A 17,272-nucleotide genomic window follows, 5' to 3' on the forward strand; every position below is an offset into this window, starting at 1 on the left:
ATATCGAACCATGAATTACTTGCGCACCGACCAGTATGCCTATGTCGACCGCAGTTGTCCGGTGAGGACGGAGGTGCACCCGGCCGACGACTTCGTCGAGATCGTGTTCGGCGAGTATCGGTTCGGCGGGGACACGTTGCGGCTCATCGTCAACGATCCGGACATGTTGATCCGGCTCGTCGAGGCGTTCCGCGAAGCACGCGTGAAGCTCGTCGAGCACCTGCACGCCAAGGCACACCCCGACCCGGCGATGTTCCAGCTGGGTTGAGCCGCCTCCGGTCCCCACCTACACGGGCGCCAACTCCCTCTGTCGTGCGGCGAGCACCGCCGCCACACCAGCGACCACCAAACCGCCGAGTCCGGCCACCACGAAGCCCCACATCGGCGACCCGTGGTCCACCGCGAACCCCACCGCCGGTGCGCCGGCGGCCTGACCCAACGTGAACGCCGACGACTGCAGGCCCGTCGCCACACCACGAACCGCCGGTAGCGCCAGCCGTGCCACCTCCTCGGCCGTCGCCGCGATCGTCGGGGCGCACAGGACCGCGGCCGGCACCAGGAACACCATCAACAGCCACCACTCGCCGGCCAGTCCGATCGGGATCGTCAGCGCGCCGAGGCACGCCATCAGCACCACCTGCGGGACCGACCGGTGCAGTGCCCCGTATACGAGCCCGCCGATCGCGGAGCCCGCCGCCCACACAGCCAGCACCACGCCCGTCCACGGCAGGTCGCCGGACTCCTGCAGGTGCGCCACGACCGCGACCTCGGTGCCGCCCAGGACGAACACCGCGCCCGCCGCCACGGTCAGCACACCGATCATCCGCGGCGTGAGCCACGACCGGCGAGGCACACGCTCCTCAGCGCCGGCCTTCTCGGCCTCGCTCCGCACCGCCGGGTTCACCACGTACAACATCACCCCGACGAGCACGAGCAGGCACGCCATCGTCACCATCGCCGTCTCCGTCGAGAACTGCGTGGACACGAACACCGCCGCCGCCGGCCCGACCATGAACGACAGCTCGGTCGACACCGAGTCCATCGAGTAGGCCGTGCGGCGCAGGTCCACCGGCACGAGCGCGGCGATCGCCTGCCGGCCGATCGACATGGCCGGCAGCACGACGAACCCGCCGACGAACCCGAACACCAGCAGCATCGGGTACGGCAGGAACCGGGCGACCGCCCAGAAGACGGCCTCGCCCACCGTCGTGATGACCACGAGCCGGCGTAAGCCGTACCGGTCCACGACCCGCCCCATGATCGGCGCGCCGACGGCCATCCCGATCGTGGTCGCCGCACCGACCGTGCCCGCCGCGCCATAACCGTGCCCCATCGACACGGCGACATGCAGCGTCAGGAGCATCCCGCCCGAGGTGCTCGGGATGCGCGCGAAGAAAATGAGCACGAGCAGGGAGCGGACTCCGGGTAGGGCCAGGACCTGGCGGTACAGCTGCATAGTTGGATGTGACCTCTTTCGATCGGCGTGCGGCAACTGGTTTACCACCGGGCACCGACAATCACCCGAAGGCTTTCTTGACCGATTCAAGAAACGGTGGTGCAGTGGTACCTGCGATGAACGACCACAGGGCAGGACCGGCCGACCAGCTGCGGGCCGTGGGGTTGCGGGTGACCGCACCACGACTGGCCACGCTGGACTGGCTCGACGCACACCCGCACGCCACCGCCGAACAGGTCGCCGACGGCGTGCGTCGCCGGCTGGGCTCCGTGTCAACGCAGGCGATCTACGACGTGCTGCACGCCTGCACGCAGACCGGCCTGTTGCGGCGGATCGAACCAGCCGGCCATCCCGCCCGGTACGAGACACGCGCGATGGACAACCACCACCACCTCGTCTGCCGGGTGTGCGGCCGCACCGAGGACGTCGACTGCGTCGTAGGCCCCGCCCCGTGCCTGGAGCCGTCGGCGTCCGAGGGTTTCGTGATCGACGAGGCCGAGGTCGTGTTCTGGGGCTACTGCCCACAGTGCAAGGCGGCTCGCGCTTAGGCGGTCGGCCGGAAGATGTCGACGACGTTCGCGCGGGAACGCAGTGCTAGCCCGGTGCGCAGCGCGCCTGCCGCTTCCGAGACCGCTTCCCGGAACCGCGTACCGAGGTTCAGGAAGCTGACGAAACCGTGCATGAGGTCGTCGTGCTGCCGCTTCACCACCGGCACCCCTGCGTCCCGCAACCGGTCGGCGAACGCGTTGCCCTCGTCGCGCAGCGGGTCGAACCCGGCCGTCGCCACATAGGCGGGTGGCAGGCCCCGCAGGTCGTCGGCGAGCAGGACCGACAGCCGCGGATCGCGTCGTGCCGCCAGGTCCGGGCTGTAGTGGTCGAGGAACCAGGTGATGTCGTCGTCGGTGAGGAAGAACCCGTCGGCGAACACGTCCCGCGACCGGCGGCGCGTCGTCGCATCGGTCCCCGGGTAGAACAGCAGCTGGAACACCGGCCGAGGGCCCTTTTTCATGGCCTGCAGGCAGATGGAGGCCGCGAGGTTCGCGCCAGCGCTGTCCCCACCGACCGCGATCGCGGACGGGTCGGCCCCAAGCGTCTCGGCATTGCGCGCCGCGAAGCGGAACGCGGTGAAGGCGTCCTCTGCCGCCGCGGGAAAGCGGTGCTCGGGCGCGAGCCGGTACCCGACGGACAGCACGCGGACCTGGGCGTTACGGGCGAGATACCGGCAGACGTGGTCATGGGAGTCGATGCTGCCGAGCACCCAGCCGCCGCCGTGCAGGTAGACGAGCAGCGGAGAGCCGGTCGGCAGGTTCGCCGGCTCGTACAGCCGAGCCGGCACGGGCTCGCCGTCGGACGGGATGTCCAGCTCCCGCGTCCGCACGCCGGTGAACGTGGTGCCGGCGACGAGGCCGCGCGTCTGTTCCAGGTGGGCCCGCGCCTCGGCGGGAGTGCCGCGCGTGAGGTTGGTGCCGGACAGGTTCATCAGACGAAGCAGCAGCTGGGCGTCGAGCGCCAGCTCCAGCCCGTCGCGACGGATGGGCGGGCCCGCGAGGACACGTCGCAGGGGCTGTGGGAGTGCGAACACGGCGTGCAGCGCAAGTCCCTGAACCGGCAGCGGAACCCTGTACATGAAACGCCTCCCCGGCGCGACTACGAGGTGGAGGCTACTACCACCCGTCGTTTGATTTGGCCAGAGTGACAACCGACTTGGCTCGCATACCGGTCGTCGCCAACCGAACACGCGGACAATGGGGGAGTATCGAGGTGACGGAGGGAGTGTCGTGAGCGGAGCTTGCGGAGCGAACCATCAACACTCACGACGCCACCGAGCCCGCGGAGGGCGCCGGAGGAGCGGAGCCTGCGGAGCGTTCCGGCGCCGCGCAGCGGGTGAGGGGGCGTCGTGACGGTCAACGTGGTGGGCATCGGGGGGTCGTTACGGACGGACTCTCAGTCCGAGCGGGCGCTGCGCATCGCGCTTGACGGGGCCGAACGGGCGGGCGCGAAGACGACCGTGATCACCGGCGCCGACCTCGTCCTGCCCTTCTACGACCCGGCGGTGCCCGAGCGGAGCCCGGCCGCGTACCGGCTGGTCGAGGAGCTGCGCAACGCCGACGGCGTGGTCCTCGTCTCGCCCGGCTACCACGGCTCCATCTCCGGGCTGGTCAAGAACGCACTGGACTATGTGGAGGACCTCCGCGAGGACAGCCGCCCCTATCTCGACGGTCGGGCCGTGGGCTGTGTCGCCGCCGCGCGTGGCTGGCAGGCGGCCGTGACCACGCTCACGTCGCTCCGTTCGATCGTGCACGCCCTGCGTGGCTGGCCGACCCCGCTGGGTGCCACCGTCAACTCCGCCAACGTGATGTTCGGCGCCGACGGCGACTGTTCCGACGACCAGGTCGCCGCAACCCTCCGCACGATCGGACTACAGGTCGTGGAGTTCGCCACAACCCGGGTATGACCTGGAATCTCCCTGGGTACACCACGGGTTTCCGTAGGTGTACGAAGGAGGTACGAGATGACCAAGTCTCCGATCACGAGTCCGCTCGGTGACACCGAGCGCGAGACCACCGGCGCGATCCTCCAGGCAACGCTCGTGGACCTTGTCGATCTCTCGCTGATCGCCAAGCAGGCGCACTGGAACGTCGTCGGCCCGAACTTCCGCAGCGCCCATCTCCAGCTCGACGAGTTGGTCAGCGCCGCCCGCCAGTTCACCGACGACGTGGCCGAGCGCGCCAACGCCATCGGCATCTCGCCGAACGGCAAGGCGAAGACCGTCGTCGAGAGCTCGGGTATCCCCAACTACCCGGACAACTGGCAGAACGTCGAGTCCACCGTGGCCGCCATCGTCGAGATCCTCGACGCGCTCATCAAGCGGCTGCGCAAGCGCATCGAGGAGACCGACAAGTCCGACCTGGTCACCCAGGACCTGCTGATCGAGATCGCGAGGGAGCTCGAGAAGCAGCACTGGATGTGGCAGGCCCAGCTGGCCTAAAGGCCCAGGTGGCGGCGAACGAAGTGCACTTCGATCGCCGTCTGCTTGATCGTCTCGGCGACGACCAGCGAGCCATGACCCGCGTCGTACCGGTACACCTCGTACGGGCTGTCCCGGTCCGCCAGGCGTGCGAGGTAGTTCTCGATCTGGCGGATCGGGCAGCGCGGGTCGTTCTCCCCGGCCACCACCAACACCGGCGCCCGCACCCGGTCCACGTACGTGATCGGCGAGCACTCGACGTAGCGGTCGCCCACCTCGTCGGGTGAGCCGCCGAAGAGGGCGCGGTCGAACGCCCGTAGCGGCTCCATCTCGTCCTCGTAGGCGGCCAGGTAGTCCGCCACCGGCACGCCGGCGACGCCGGCCGCCCACAGCAGCGGCTGCGTGCCCAGCGCCAGCAGCGACAGGTAGCCGCCCCATGACGCGCCGTTGACCACGCACTTCGCTGGGTCGGCGAGGCCCTTCTCCACCGCCCACGTGTGTACTGCGGCCACGTCCGCCAGCTCCGTCAGGCCGGGCCGGCCCTCGATGGCGTCCCGCCAGGCCGAGCCGTAGCCGGACGACCCGCGGTAGTTGACGTGCACGACCGCGAACCCGGCGTCCAGCCACACTGCCCGGTATGCGGAGAACCGGTCCTCGTCCTGCGAGTGCGGGCCGCCGTGTAGCGAGAAGACGGTGGGCAGCGGCCCGTCCGGCGAACCGGCCGGCCGCGCGTACAGCGCGTGCACCTGACCACCCTCGCTGGAAACGAACACATCCATCAACTCGACGGACGCCGGCGCCTTGTGGCCGGGTGGCTCCAACAGCACGCGCTCGGTGCCGTCCGTCGACAGCGCCCGCACCACGCCGGGCATTGCCGCGTTGGACCACGAGTACTCGACCGTGCCGTCCGGGCGCACGTCGGCGGAGATGATCGTGCCCGCCGGCGTGTCGAGTTTGGTCAGCTCACCGGAGGTCAGGTCGTAGCGGTACAGGCTGTCGCGGGCCTCGTGGGTGTGCACGACGACGAGCGCCGTGCCGTCCGGGTACCAGTCGGCGGCCAGCTCACCGGGCAGGTCGATCTCCAGTTCGACCTCGGTGTCGGCGGCGACGTCCCAGATCAGCAGCTCCTCGCGGCCGCGCCGCTCGTGCCGGACGAGCAGCCGCTGGTCGCCCTCGACGGGGCTGAACCCGACCGCGTCGAGACCCTTGCCCTCGCCGTCCCACTTCTCGGCGACCGTCGAGCCGTCGAGGCCGAGCACCCGCAGCGCGGGGTGCCGGTTGTCGCCGTGCTCGGAGTGCTCGATGCCGATGAGCGTCTCGTCCCTGGACAGCGCGGCGACCCCGCCGTCGTGCTCGTTCTGGTACACCACCGCGGCCGGTTCGCCGTTCCGCGCGACGAACACGGTGGTGCCGTCGTCGTTGGAGACGCCGAGCGCGGTGGTCGTGCGCCCGATCCCGAGGCCGGCCGGGTAACCGCGCACGCTGCCGGGCACCGCCGGCACCGCCTTCGAGCCCCCGCCGAACGGCTCGGACACCCAGCTGCCGAACTCGTCGCCGTCGGAGTCGGCGAACCACCAGATGTGCTCACCGTCCGGGGCGATCGTGCCGTTGTAGGTGCCGTTGGGCCGGTCGGTGACCTGCCGGTGGGTGCCCGCGGCCCGGTCCCATGCGTAGATCTCGAACACGCCGCTCGCGTTGGAGATGTAGATGTTGCGGTCCGGCTCGTCCCGCGCCCAGTTAGGTAGGGACACGCGGGCCGCGGTGAACCGTGCTCGCCAGCGCGACTCGGCGTCGGCGTCGGCGAACAGCGTGTCGGGGACCTCGGCGGGCGGGTGGTTGCTCACACCCTGATACTGCCTCATCCGCACCCGCTCGCGCAGCCGGCAACTTCCTGTACGACGCACGTCGTCGGAAAATAGCCGCTCGCGTTCACCGGTATGGAGAAAACCCTTGCGATACTTGGTGTTTCGGTATCCATTCCGTCCCAAGGGGACTCTAATGAGGTGTCCGTTCCCAACCCCGCAGGGGGAATCATGGGTGCCGAGAACGCGGTGGCGTCACTCTGCGCGGTGACCAGCCAGAGCGACGAGCTGTGGGCGTGATCACGGCACGCGTCGGTGAGACGGTGTCGCTGGCGCTGCCGGAGTCACCGGGCTCCGGCTACGAGTGGCAACTGACCTCGACGCTGCCGGTGGTGTCGGTGGAGTTCTTCCCGTCCGGCAGCATCCCCGGCAGTGTGGGGGAGCGGGTGTTCACGGTCGAGGTCACCACGGCCGGCCGCCACGAGCTGTTGGCCGCGCTGATCCGCCCGTGGGAGACCGCGGTCCGCGACATCCGCACGTTCGTCGTCGAGGCGATCTAGAGCACGCAGAACGGGACGTAGCCGAGCGCGAACGCCCAGAACGGTCAAGCTCCACCGAGTGGCCATGGACGCAAGCTACAACCGACCACCGACAAAACGGTCAGGTCCCGGCCGCAGGGGTGTACGGCCGGGACCTGACCTGGTGCCGATCTGTCAGCACAGCACGAGCAGCCCCGTGATCGCCGAGCAGGACCGGCTGGCATTGTCGTTGCCACTCACCGGATCCGCAGGCGAACTGCTGGTCCGGGAAACCGATGTCGTGAACGAACCGATGGCGAGCAGCCCGGCGTTGACGGAGAAGGACGCGGTGGCACTTCCCCCGACCGGGATGGCCGAGAAGTCACACCGAACCGACTGACCCGTCGTCCGCACGCAGCCGTTCCCGCTGTTCCAGGAAAAGCCGGCAGCGTAGTGCCCGGAAATCCGCGCAGAGGAGGCGTTTCCTGGACCGTTGTTCTTCACCTTGACGGTGTAGGTGACCTTCGAGGTCAGGATCCCCTTCGGCGAGGCGTCGAGCGAAACGGCGAGATCGGCCGCCTGCGGCGTGATGGTGAGCACCGGCCCGGTCCCGGGCGCGAACGCGAAGTTCCCGCCGATGAACTGGTGCTCCAGCGTGTAGCCGCCGGCCGCGGCGGTTTCCTTGACCCGGAAGGTGAAGACCACCGTGCGCGTCGCCCCGGGCACGAGATCCCCGACAGGCCCCCGGAAAGTATGCAGAGTGGGGTGACAAACCGACACACTTCCGGTGCAGGAAACCAGGTCGAGCAGGTCCACAATGTTCGTTCCGACCGTGCCCAGCTGAGCATTGACGGACGTGATCGTGGACGTGTCGGCGTTGAACAGCTCAAAGGAGACAGTGAACTCCTGACCTGGAGCGAGTTGCGTGGAACTGACACTGATGGCACTGGGCGCGGGAGGCGCCGCAACCGCCGGGGAGGACAGGAAAGCAATCCCCAGCAAAATCCCGAGAACAACCGAAAGCCCGCGTCGCAAGCCCATTGTCGAACCTCTTCCGTCGAGGGATACCGCCAAGAAACTCGCGAAAACCCCCACGGCCGTTACACTGGGATTCTGGAATTCCATAATGGACGGTTTACCGGGACCGCGAAGGAGGCAATGACATGGGCAAGGTCAGCGCGGGTGCCACGATGTCCCTCGACGGCTACATCGCCGGACCAGAAGAAAGCGGCTTCGACCTGCTGTTCCAGTGGTACGGCAACGGCGAGGTCGAGATCCCGTCCGCCAGCCCCGACGTACCACCGATCCGCCTCTCCGCCGCCAGCGCCGAACTGATCAAGTCGGAGTGGGAGAACACCGGCGCACTACTCGTCGGCCGGTACCTCTACGACATGACAAACGCGTGGGGCGGCCGCCACCCGATGAACGTGACCACGGTCGTGCTCACCCACCAGCGCCCCGTGGATCGCCCGGAGGACGACGAGAACTTCGTCTTCGTCACCGAAGGCATCGAGGCAGCGGTGGCCAAGGCGAAAGAGTTGGCCGGTGACAAGAACGTCGGCGTCAACGGCGGCCAGATGGCCCGCCAGTGCCTGGAAGCCGGCCTGCTCGACGCGGTCGGTATCGAACTGGTGCCGATCCTGCTGGGCGGCGGCAAGAAACTGTTCGACGAACTCGCCGCCACCCCGGTGGAGTTCGATGGCCCCATCACGGTGGTCGAAGGCACCGGCGTCACGCACCTGCGCTACCGGGTCAACAAATAAGCGACTCGCCACGGAAAACGTCGGGTGCCCGAGAGACGAATCAGGCCCAGTCCATTGTGGAACGGACTGGGCCTGGCCACCGTCGGGGTGACAGGATTTGAACCTGCGACCCCTTCGTCCCGAACGAAGTGCGCTACCAAGCTGCGCCACACCCCGGTGGTACGGACAGAAGTTTAGCCGACGTCCGCGCCGGCCCCGAACCGGGCACCGTCTGCGGCGTCGTGTGCGGCAGAACCGCTGGTCCCGCGGGGTACGAGCGTCAGCAGGCTCGCTTCGGGAGGGCACGCGAACCGGACCGGGGCGTAGGGCGACGTGCCGAGGCCGGCGGACACGTGGAGCCACATGTGGGCACCCCACCGTGATGCGCCGCGGGCGCGGGTGCGGTCGAGCTGGCAGTTGGTGACGATCGCGCCGTAGCCGGGTACGCGCAGTTGGCCGCCGTGGGTGTGGCCGGCCATGACCAGGTCGTAACCGTCCTCTGCGAAGGAGTCCAGCACACGGGGCTCGGGCGAGTGCGTGACGCCGAGGCGCAGACTGGCGGTGCGGTCCGGCTTGCCCGCGATGTCGGAGTAGCGGTCGCGGCGTAGGTGCGGGTCGTCGACGCCGGCCACGGCGATGGTCTGGCCCTGGACGGTGAGCAGCCGGCGGACGTGTGTCAGGTCGTACCAGCCGCGCTCGATCAGGGCCGCGCGCAGGTCACGCCAGGGCAGGGGGATGCCGTGCACGCGCTTGTGGCTCTTGATGAGGTAGCGCACCGGGTTCTTGGGGCGCGGCGCGTAGTAGTCGTTGCTGCCGAACACGAACACACCCGGCACGTTCAGCAACGGCCCGAGTGCGCGCAGGACGCCGGGCACCGCGTTCTGGTGCGCGAGGTTGTCGCCCGTGTTGACCACCAGGTCGGGGTTGAGCTCGGCGAGCGCGGACACCCAGCGCTGCTTGGACTTCTGGTTGGGCGTCATGTGCAGGTCGGAGATGTGCAGTACCCGCAGCGGTCGGGCGCCTTCCGCGAGCACCGGCAGGGTGGCCTGCCGCAGCGTCCAGTGCCTGCGTTCGATACCGGCGGCGTAGGCGAGGGTGGCGGTGCCGACCGCCGTCGCGCCCAGTGCCGCACGTCCGATGTTTCGCACGATGTTGCCCACGTACCCCAGCCTAGATACGTCCATCGGCTAGCTGTTAATCGCCGTGAGGAGAACACCCGTGACCAGTAATGTTCCCCGCATGGCTGACCTCAAGGCACGACTGCGGACGGACCTGTCCGCGGCCATCAAGTCCCGGGAGACGACCCGCATGGCGGCGCTGCGTATGGCGCTGACGGCGATCACCACGGAGGAGGTGGCCGGCGACGAGGCCCGCGACCTGTCCGACGCCGAGGTGGAGCGCGTCCTGACCCGTGAGGTGAAGAAGCGTCGCGAGGCGGCGGAGGCCTTCGCGGGCGCCGGGCGTGCTGAGCAGGCGCAGGCCGAGCAGGACGAGGCCGCGGTGCTGACGGAGTACCTGCCGAAGCAGCTGGACGACGACGAGCTGGCGACGCTGGTGGCCGAGGCGGTCGCCGAGGTGACCGAGCAGCTGGGTGAGGCGCCTGGGCCTCGTCAGATGGGTCAGGTCATGAAGGCCGCGAACACGAAGGTCGCCGGCCGGGCGGCAGGTGGCCGGGTCGCGGCCGCGGTGAAGTCCCGCCTGCAGAACTGAGACCGCTAGGACGATGTGGGTGTGGAGCACCCACTGGTGACCACGGAGTCAGGAATCGAGACGAGGACGGTCGTGCGGTCCGGCGCCCGCTGCACCGACACGACCGTCGACCGGGCAAACACCAGCAGGCCGAGCACGGTCAACGCGAGGCCCGATCAGCACGAGTCCGATGACCACTCGTGCGGCGGTTGGCAGGCTGGCCGGCCTGGCGGGCATCACTCACGAGCCCAACCACATGCCGTCTTGTCTAGCCCCCTCCGCCGCGGCCGCCGCCCCCGCCGCCACCACCGTTGTTGCCACCCGGGCCGGGACCCGGGGTTTCGCCGCCGGTTGCCGGCGGGGTTGCCGGCGGGCTCGGCGGGGTCTCGGTCTGCGCAGGCGGGACGTACCCGGTGCTCACGTAGATGGTGATCAACTCGCCGGGGAGGGCCGCGCCGCGTGGTGACTGGTTGACGACCATGCCCTTGGGTTCGGAACGGTTGGTCTTCACGACCTTCACCTGGTAGCCCGCGTTCTGCAGCTGGGCCGTTGCGTCGGCTTCGCTGTCGCCGACCACGTCCGGCACCTTGCTCTCGTCGCCGCCGTTGAGGTACCTGGGGTCAGGTGCGGGCAGCGGCAAGGCCGGTTCCGCGCCGAGGATCTCGCCCATCGCCTCGAACCACGTCCGAGCCGGCGCCCGGCCACCGAAGACCGAGCCGGTGCCGCACAGCCGCAGTGGCGCGCCGGAGGCCTGCGAGTCGCAGATCGGCCGCGGCTTCGGGCCGTCGTTGAACACCATCACCGACGCCGCGAGCTGCGGGGTCGCGCCGATGAACGCGGCGGACTTGTACGCCTGCGTTGTGCCGGTCTTGCCGATCATCGGACGGTTCCAGTTGAACAGCCGTGCCGCGCCGGCGGACGTGCCGCTGCCGGTGTCGTCCTTGCTCATGCCCACGGCCAGGGTGTTCGCGAGCGGCTCCGGAACGGCCTGCTCACACGGCTCCTCGTACTTGGAGATGTCGAGCTTCTTGCCGTTGCGGTCCAGAACCTCCAGCAGCGGCGTCGGCGGGCACCACACGCCCCCGCTCATGATGGTGGCGCCGACGTTCGCCATCTCCAGCGGGCTCACCGGGGCCGGGCTGAGCGTGAACGACGCGTTGCCCGGGTTGCCCGGCTTGCTGCGGAAGAACTGCGACTGGGTCTGGTTCATCTGCGGGTCCTTGGAGCTGGGGTCCGGGGTCCGCCCGCTCATGTTGGTCCCCATCGTGCCGCGCAGGCCCAGCCGTGTTGCCATGTCGACGACCGGGTCCATGTTGCCCAGCCGTTCCTCGAGGATCACGAACCCGGTGTTCGGCGAGGTCGCGAGCGCGTCCTGCAACGTCATGCGGCCCGGGTAGTTCTCGCTGAAGTTCGACAGGCAGTACCACCGCTCGCCCCGGCCGGCGGACGGGCACCGGTCGGCCCCACCCTTGTACATGCGGGACGCGTACTGGTACGGCGTGTCGATCTGGTTCATGATGCCGCCGCCCTTTTCCAGGAACGCGGCCGCGGTGAAGATCTTGTACGTCGACCCGGCGCCGAACTTGTTCATCACGTCGTACGGATAGCCGATGGTCGTCTGCCCGGCCGGGCCGTCGAGGCCGTAGTCGCGGTTGGCGACCAGCGCCTTGACCTCGTGTCGCTGCTTGCCCGGCTGCACGATCGCCATCGCGTTGGCGATGCCGTCGGTCGACTTCGACACCTGGTGCTCGACCGCGCGCTTCGCGATGCTGGTGGCCCGCGCGTCGAACGTGGTCTTGATCGTGTACCCGCCGGAGTACAGCTGGTCCATCGAGAACATCCCGATGTTCATCAGGTAGTCCTCGACGTACTGGCAGTAGAAGCCGGCCTCCGGTCCCGCGCCGACACAGTTGGCGGCCGGCCGGCTCGGCTCGGGCACGACGCCGAGCGGTTCCTTCTTGGCCGCCGCCGCGTCCTCCTTCGACAGCCGGTTCGTCTCGACCATCGTGTCGATCACCCGGTTGCGCCGCTTCAAGGTCTCCTCGGGGCGCTTCCACGGGTCGTACTTCACCGGGTTGTTGACCATCCCGGCGAGCGTCGCGGACTGCGTGACGGTCAGCTTGTCCGGCGTGGTCTGGAAGTACCACTGGGCTGCCGCGCCGATGCCGAACACCCGGTAGTTGAACTCGACGACGTTCAGGTACCCGGCGAGGATCTCCTCCTTGGACATCTTCTGCTCGAGCTGGATCGAGAGCTGTGCCTCACGCAGCTTGCGGGTGACGCTCTGCTCCTGCGACCGCTCCCGCCCGACCGCCTTGTCCGGGTCCTCCTCGACCCCCACCTGGTCCCGGTACACCACGTTGATCAGGTAGTTCTTGACGTACTGCTGGGTGAGCGTCGAGGCGCCCTGCGTGTCCTCCGACGAGGAGTTGCTGATCAGCGCCCGGATCGTGCCCTTCCAGTCCACGCCGTGGTGCTCGTAGAACCGGCGGTCCTCGATCGAGATCAGCGCCGCCTTCATGGTCGGCGAGATCTGGTCGGACGTCACCGGCAGCCGGTACTGGTCGTACAGGCGCGCGATGGGGTTGCCAGCCGAGTCGGCGATCGTGGTGATCAGCGGCGGATCGGTGGTCACCAGATCCGCGGAGATGCTGTTGATCGTGTTGGACGTCTGGTTCGACGCCACCCCCATCGCGCCGAAGACCGGGAACAGCATCCCGGCCACGAGCACACCGGCCAACAGGCACAGGCCGACCATCTGCAGCAGACCTCGTCCGACTCGCACGGGGTCAGCGTACGCGGATCCGAATTTGACCGTTGGTTAGCCGAGTGAGTTATTGACTTTATGTAACGGGTGTGCCCCCGCCCATTCTCGTGGGAACCGAGGGGGCTTAGAGTCCGTCAACGTCTCAGACGACACAGCCGGGCAGGACGGTCCGCACCAGCGGCCGGCCGTCGGCGCCTCGGGACCTAAGGGGGGACCTGGGGTCACAAGGTCGTGACGACACGTAGGGGCGGGGGTTATGCAGACAACAGAACAGACAGACTGGCGCGTCAACGCTTCCTGCCGGGACGAGGATCCGGACGGGTTGTTCGTTCGCGGCAAGGAGCAGCGCAAGGCCAAGCTGGTGTGCATCGCGTGCCCGGTGCGCACGGAGTGCCTGGCCGAGGCGTTGGACGGCCGGATCGAGTTCGGAGTCTGGGGTGGGATGACGGAGCGGGAGCGGCGAGCCCTGCTGCGTCGGCGGCCAGACGTCGACTCGTGGCACGAGCTGTTGCTGGAGGCGAAGCGCCAGCACACCGACATCGACGAGGACGTCCGGGTCGGTTAGTCGTCGGGCGAGCCGGCCAGCCGCTCGCCGATCGTGCGCAGACCGGTGAGGTCGTGCACGTCCGACGGCATGGCCGGCACGCTGACCGCCGGCACGTTCGGGTGCGCCTTGGTGAACCTGGCCAGCAGCCGACGTTCGCGTTCGTGAACCGCCACCCGGTCCGCGTGCAGACGGAGCACCGCGGCCGCGAGTGGCGCGTCGCCGCGTGCCTCCAGGTTGTCGGCCGCCGCGATCGCCTTCGCGGCAGGCAGCCCGGCGAGCACCGGGTGCGTGCGGTTGACCACCAGACCAGAGATCGGCACCGACTCCGACTCGAGCCGCTCCACGAAGTAGCTCGCCTCGCGCAGCGCGTCCGGTTCCGGCGCCGCCACCACCACGAACGACGTGCCGGACGAGCGCAGCAGCTCGTAGGTCTTGCGGGCCCGCTGCTTGAAGCCGCCGAACATCGAGTCGAAGGCCTGCACGAACGCGGACGCGTCGGCCAGCATCTGGCCGCCGACGATCGTCGACACGGCCTTCGCGAAGAGCATCAGCCCGGCGCCGACGACCTTCCGCACGCCCCATCCGCCCCCTCGGGCAGGCGCGGAGAGCAGCCGGATCATGCGCCCGTCCAGCGCGGACGACATGCGCTGCGGCGCGTCGAGGAAGTCAAGCGCGGACCGGCTCGGCGGGGTGTCCACGACGATCAGGTCCCAGCGGCCCTCGCTCGCCAACTGGCCGAGCTTCTCCATCGCCATGTACTCCTGCGTGCCGGAGAACGACGAGGAGATCGTCTTGTAGAACGGGTTGGCGAGCACCTCCTGCGCCCGCTTCGGACCCGCGTGCGCGAGCACCATGTCGTCGAAGGTGCGGCGCATGTCCAGCATCATCGCCGAGAGGTTGCCCTTGGGCTCGAAGCCGTCGACCTCGACCTCCCTCGGCGTGTTGCCCAGCTCCCGCAGCCCGAGCGCCTGCGCGAGCCGGCGTGCCGGGTCGATGGTCAACACGACGGTCTTGCGTCCACGTTCGGCCGCGCGAACCGCGATCGCGGCGGCCGTCGTGGTCTTGCCGACCCCGCCGGAGCCGCAGCACACGATCACGTGCAGGTCCGGGTCGTCGATCAACGCGTCGACCGTGAGTGCCCCGGTCATCTGACCCCCTGCTCGACCATGGCCTCGGCCAGTTCGTACAGGCCGGCGGTGTCGACCCCCAGCGTGAGTTCCGGGAGCTCGACCGCGGGAAGGTCGATCTCCGCGAGCTGTTCGCGGGCCCGCTGCTCGGCGAGTTGGCGGATCGCGTGCTCGACGGTCTCCCCGACCAGGCCGTCCAGGTCGGCGGCGGACAGGTCGAGCCCGGCCGTCTCCAGCCCGTTGCGTACCCGGGACGCGTCGACCCGGCCACCCGCGGCGGAGGTCACGGACCGTGCCGGCAGCCGAGGCGGACGCACCCTGTTGAGGATCACGGCCCCTGGCCGAAGGTCGGCGCCGTCCAGCTCCTCGACCGCCTCGATGGTCTCGCGGACCGGCATCTCCTCCAGCAGTGTCACCAGGTGGACGGCGGTGTCGCCGGAGTGCAGCAGCCGCACCACACCGTCGCTCTGCCCCTTGATCGGGCCGACCTTCGCGAGGTCGGCCATGGCCCTGGTGACGTCGAGGAACTTCACGATCCGGCCGGTCGGCGGCGCGTCGAGCACGACCGCGTCGTACACGTGCCGGCCGTGCGAGTCGGTACGGCCGACGGTCTCCTTGACCTTGCCGGTGAGCAGCACGTCCCGCAGGCCGGGAGCGAGGGTGGTGGCGAACTCGATGGCGCCCATCCTGCGCAGCGTCCGGCCGGCGAAACCGAGGTTGTAGAACATCGCGAAGTACTCGAGCAGCGCCGCCTCGGCGTCCACGTGCAGCGCGCGGACCTCGCCGCCGCCTGGCGCGGACGCGATCCGCCGCTCCTCGTAGGGCAGCGGCTGGGTGTCGAAGAGCTGAGCGATGCCCTGGCGGCCTTCGACCTCGACCAGCAGCACGCGGCGCCCGCCCGTGGCCAGTGCGAGGGCGAGCGCGGCCGCCACGGTGGTCTTGCCGGTCCCTCCTTTGCCGGTGACCACGTGGAGACGCGCATGCGCGACCTGATCGGTCCAACCGACCAAAGGGGTGCTCACGTCATCCAGATTAGGTCGGTCCGACCATTGTGCGCTCACGGACAGGGTCAACTAGCGAGCAGCATCACGGTCACCGTGCCGCACAGCACGACGACGACGGTCCACACCGCGACGGCCGGTAGCACCAGCAGCACGAGCAGCACCAGGATGACGAGGACCACCAGGGAGATCGCGCCGGCCACCGCGACGTCGCCGCCGGTCGCGCCCCGGCGCTCCCGGACCTTGGCCATGGTCAGCAACATCAGCACGAGTCCGCTCACCGCCAGTAGCGCGCCGGCTATCAGCCGCCATCCCTCCACGGCCACGTACCGTACCGGGATAGAGTCGCGCACCATGACCAAGTGGGAGTACGCCACGGTGCCGCTGCTGATCCACGCGACCAAGCAGATCCTCGACCAGTGGGGCGAGGACGGCTGGGAGTTGGTGACCGTCCTGCCCGGGCCGACGGGTGAGCAGATGGTTGCCTACCTGAAGCGGCCCAAGTCATGAGCGGAGCTTGCGGAGCGAACCATCAATATCCGGGCGAGGTGGCTGCATGACCTGGTCCGCTCGGCTGGCCGAGCTGGGGATCGAGCTGCCGACGGTGCCCGCGCCAGCAGGCGCCTACGTGCCAGCGATCCGGTCCGGTTCGCTGGTCTTCACGGCCGGCCAGGTGCCGTTCGTCGACGGGAAGGTCGCCGCGACCGGCAAGGTCGGCCGCGAGATCAGCCCTGAGGAGGCCAAGGGCCACGCCCGCACGTGCGCGCTGAACGCGCTGGCGGCCGTGGACGCGCTGGTCGGCATCGACCGGGTCACGCGCGTGGTCAAGGTCGTCGGGTTCGTCGCGTCCGCCGAGGGCTTCACGGGCCAGCCCGGGGTCGTCAACGGCGCTTCCGAGCTGCTCGGCGAGGTGTTCGGGGAGGCGGGCCAACACGCCCGCTCGGCCGTCGGGGTGGCTGAGCTGCCGCTCGGCGTGCCGGTCGAGGTCGAGTTGATCGTGGAGGTCGGGGAATGACCGAGGTGGACGAGCGCGTCGACGCGTGCCACGAGCTGCTGCTGCGGCTGGCGGGCAGGCTGCCCGACCGGCAGCTGTGGCGGCTGCGTGACTGGCTCGCCGGCGAGGCGCTCGACGCGCTCGCGAGGGCGCTGCCGCTTACCTTGCTCAGGGAGCGGGTGGCGATCACCGCGCGTGAATCGCTGCTGCTCAACGCCGCCCTGCTGGACGCGGGCGCCGATGCCGGGCGTCTTCATGCCGTCCCGTGGGTGGACCAAATCGACGAAGTGGACTACACATTCACCTCGGAGTCGCCCGAAAGGGTGAACATGGGGGACTCCGAAGCAGTAGTGCTCGGAGCGGTCCTTCATGGTCGGTCCGAGTTGGTCGACGTGCGTGGGAGTTGGCGACGACACCGTTCCGGGATGGGACCTGCCACCCGGATCGTGCTCGTCACGGCATCGACGGGCTGCGCTCGGTTGACCGGGGAGCTGCAGCGTGTGCTGCGTGCTCTTGGTGCGCACGAACCAGGCGTCGAGGTCATGCCCGAGGGCATCGACCTGCCGCCTTACCATCGCGCGGCACTGGCGGCTTCCGAGCCGCTGCTGCCCGGGGTGATCGTGCACCAGGGGTGAGCAGCTCCCCACCACAAGCCGTCGAT

At 69.1% G+C, this 17,272-nt stretch carries 20 protein-coding genes and 1 tRNA gene; 11 read left to right on the top strand and 10 right to left on the bottom strand.

All coding sequences use genetic code 11. The features are described from left to right. Positions 1-10: 10 nt before the first annotated feature. A complete protein-coding gene (locus VF106_RS05055; RefSeq protein WP_330838370.1) occupies positions 11-268 on the top strand; it encodes a hypothetical protein in 258 nt (85 codons plus the stop codon). Between the two features lie 18 nt (positions 269-286). Here VF106_RS05055 and VF106_RS05060 read toward each other — a convergent pair whose 3' ends face one another. Next, positions 287-1,456 (bottom strand): MFS transporter, encoded by a 1,170-nt coding sequence (locus tag VF106_RS05060; protein WP_330838371.1) that lies wholly within the window; start codon positions 1,454-1,456, stop codon positions 287-289. A gap of 116 nt (positions 1,457-1,572) precedes the next feature. On the opposite strand from VF106_RS05060, the gene VF106_RS05065 reads away from it, so the two are divergent. Beyond that, positions 1,573-2,004 carry a Fur family transcriptional regulator gene (locus tag VF106_RS05065; RefSeq protein WP_330838372.1) on the top strand — a complete coding sequence of 144 codons (432 nt, stop codon included), beginning with the start codon at positions 1,573-1,575 and terminating at the stop codon, positions 2,002-2,004. Here the strand turns inward: VF106_RS05065 and VF106_RS05070 are convergent. After that, positions 2,001-3,083: an alpha/beta hydrolase fold domain-containing protein gene (locus VF106_RS05070; RefSeq protein WP_330838373.1), complete on the bottom strand. Its 1,083-nt coding sequence runs from the start codon at positions 3,081-3,083 to the stop codon at positions 2,001-2,003. The two genes, VF106_RS05065 and VF106_RS05070, sit on opposite strands and share 4 nt — an antisense overlap. Positions 3,084-3,353: 270 nt before the next feature. On the opposite strand from VF106_RS05070, the gene VF106_RS05075 reads away from it, so the two are divergent. Together VF106_RS05075 and VF106_RS05080 are read left to right on the top strand one after the other, a co-directional pair. After that, a complete protein-coding gene (locus VF106_RS05075) occupies positions 3,354-3,911 on the top strand; it encodes an NADPH-dependent FMN reductase (RefSeq protein WP_330838374.1) in 558 nt (185 codons plus the stop codon). Positions 3,912-3,968: 57 nt separating this feature from the next. Beyond that, entirely contained in the window at positions 3,969-4,445 is a 477-nt protein-coding gene (locus VF106_RS05080; protein ID WP_330838375.1) for a Dps family protein, read from the top strand. Here the strand turns inward: VF106_RS05080 and VF106_RS05085 are convergent. Further along, complete coding sequence (locus VF106_RS05085) at positions 4,442-6,286, bottom strand: S9 family peptidase (RefSeq protein ID WP_414638864.1); 1,845 nt, start codon at positions 6,284-6,286, stop codon at positions 4,442-4,444. The genes VF106_RS05080 and VF106_RS05085 overlap by 4 nt on opposite strands. Before the next feature lie 236 nt (positions 6,287-6,522). Here VF106_RS05085 and VF106_RS05090 point away from each other — a divergent pair, with 236 nt between their 5' ends. Continuing rightward, a complete protein-coding gene (locus tag VF106_RS05090) occupies positions 6,523-6,786 on the top strand; it encodes a protease inhibitor I42 family protein (protein ID WP_330838377.1) in 264 nt (87 codons plus the stop codon). 153 nt (positions 6,787-6,939) lie between these two features. Here the strand turns inward: VF106_RS05090 and VF106_RS05095 are convergent, their stop codons facing one another. Continuing rightward, complete coding sequence (locus tag VF106_RS05095; RefSeq protein ID WP_330838378.1) at positions 6,940-7,785, bottom strand: COG1361 family protein; 846 nt, start codon at positions 7,783-7,785, stop codon at positions 6,940-6,942. A 122-nt stretch (positions 7,786-7,907) separates the two neighbouring features. On the opposite strand from VF106_RS05095, the gene VF106_RS05100 reads away from it, so the two are divergent. Beyond that, a complete protein-coding gene (locus tag VF106_RS05100) occupies positions 7,908-8,507 on the top strand; it encodes a dihydrofolate reductase family protein (RefSeq protein ID WP_330838379.1) in 600 nt (199 codons plus the stop codon). 82 nt (positions 8,508-8,589) lie between these two features. On the opposite strand, the gene VF106_RS05105 is transcribed toward VF106_RS05100, so the two are convergent. Beyond that, positions 8,590-8,663: transfer RNA gene (locus VF106_RS05105), tRNA-Pro, on the bottom strand. A gap of 17 nt (positions 8,664-8,680) precedes the next feature. Continuing rightward, positions 8,681-9,646, bottom strand: a complete 966-nt coding sequence (locus tag VF106_RS05110) for a metallophosphoesterase (protein WP_414638865.1) — start codon at positions 9,644-9,646, stop codon at positions 8,681-8,683. A gap of 79 nt (positions 9,647-9,725) precedes the next feature. Between VF106_RS05110 and VF106_RS05115 the strand changes: the two genes are divergently transcribed. Then, entirely contained in the window at positions 9,726-10,196 is a 471-nt protein-coding gene (locus VF106_RS05115) for a GatB/YqeY domain-containing protein (protein WP_330838380.1), read from the top strand. A gap of 247 nt (positions 10,197-10,443) precedes the next feature. On the opposite strand, the gene VF106_RS05120 is transcribed toward VF106_RS05115, so the two are convergent. After that, positions 10,444-12,933, bottom strand: coding sequence for a penicillin-binding protein (locus tag VF106_RS05120; protein ID WP_414638867.1), 2,490 nt, complete (start codon positions 12,931-12,933; stop codon positions 10,444-10,446). Between the two features lie 265 nt (positions 12,934-13,198). Between VF106_RS05120 and VF106_RS05125 the strand changes: the two genes are divergently transcribed. Beyond that, positions 13,199-13,507, top strand: a complete 309-nt coding sequence (locus tag VF106_RS05125) for a WhiB family transcriptional regulator (RefSeq protein ID WP_330838382.1) — start codon at positions 13,199-13,201, stop codon at positions 13,505-13,507. Here VF106_RS05125 and bagB read toward each other — a convergent pair. Genes bagB through VF106_RS05140 form a run of 3 tightly spaced genes read right to left on the bottom strand, consistent with a single transcriptional unit; the run spans position 13,504 to position 15,973 of the window. After that, on the bottom strand, positions 13,504-14,637 hold the full coding sequence (gene bagB, locus VF106_RS05130) for an ATPase BagB (RefSeq protein ID WP_330838383.1): 1,134 nt from the start codon (positions 14,635-14,637) through the stop codon (positions 13,504-13,506). The genes VF106_RS05125 and bagB overlap by 4 nt on opposite strands. Beyond that, positions 14,634-15,638 carry an ATPase BagA gene (bagA, locus tag VF106_RS05135; RefSeq protein WP_330838384.1) on the bottom strand — a complete coding sequence of 335 codons (1,005 nt, stop codon included), beginning with the start codon at positions 15,636-15,638 and terminating at the stop codon, positions 14,634-14,636. Before bagA ends, bagB begins: the two co-directional genes overlap by 4 nt. Before the next feature lie 47 nt (positions 15,639-15,685). Continuing rightward, a complete protein-coding gene (locus VF106_RS05140) occupies positions 15,686-15,973 on the bottom strand; it encodes a hypothetical protein (RefSeq protein ID WP_330838385.1) in 288 nt (95 codons plus the stop codon). On the opposite strand from VF106_RS05140, the gene sp36 reads away from it, so the two are divergent. Genes sp36 through VF106_RS05155 form a run of 3 tightly spaced genes read left to right on the top strand, consistent with a single transcriptional unit; the run spans position 15,972 to position 17,246 of the window. Continuing rightward, positions 15,972-16,127, top strand: a complete 156-nt coding sequence (sp36, locus tag VF106_RS05145) for a Sp36 family protein (protein WP_330838386.1) — start codon at positions 15,972-15,974, stop codon at positions 16,125-16,127. The two genes, VF106_RS05140 and sp36, sit on opposite strands and share 2 nt — an antisense overlap. 46 nt (positions 16,128-16,173) lie before the next feature. Continuing rightward, positions 16,174-16,632: a RidA family protein gene (locus VF106_RS05150; RefSeq protein ID WP_330838387.1), complete on the top strand. Its 459-nt coding sequence runs from the start codon at positions 16,174-16,176 to the stop codon at positions 16,630-16,632. Positions 16,633-16,637: 5 nt separating this feature from the next. Next, complete coding sequence (locus VF106_RS05155; RefSeq protein ID WP_330838411.1) at positions 16,638-17,246, top strand: hypothetical protein; 609 nt, start codon at positions 16,638-16,640, stop codon at positions 17,244-17,246. Positions 17,247-17,272 lie beyond the last annotated feature (26 nt).

Source organism: Actinophytocola sp., assembly GCF_036378875.1.
Lineage (GTDB): Bacteria > Actinomycetota > Actinomycetes > Mycobacteriales > Pseudonocardiaceae > Actinophytocola.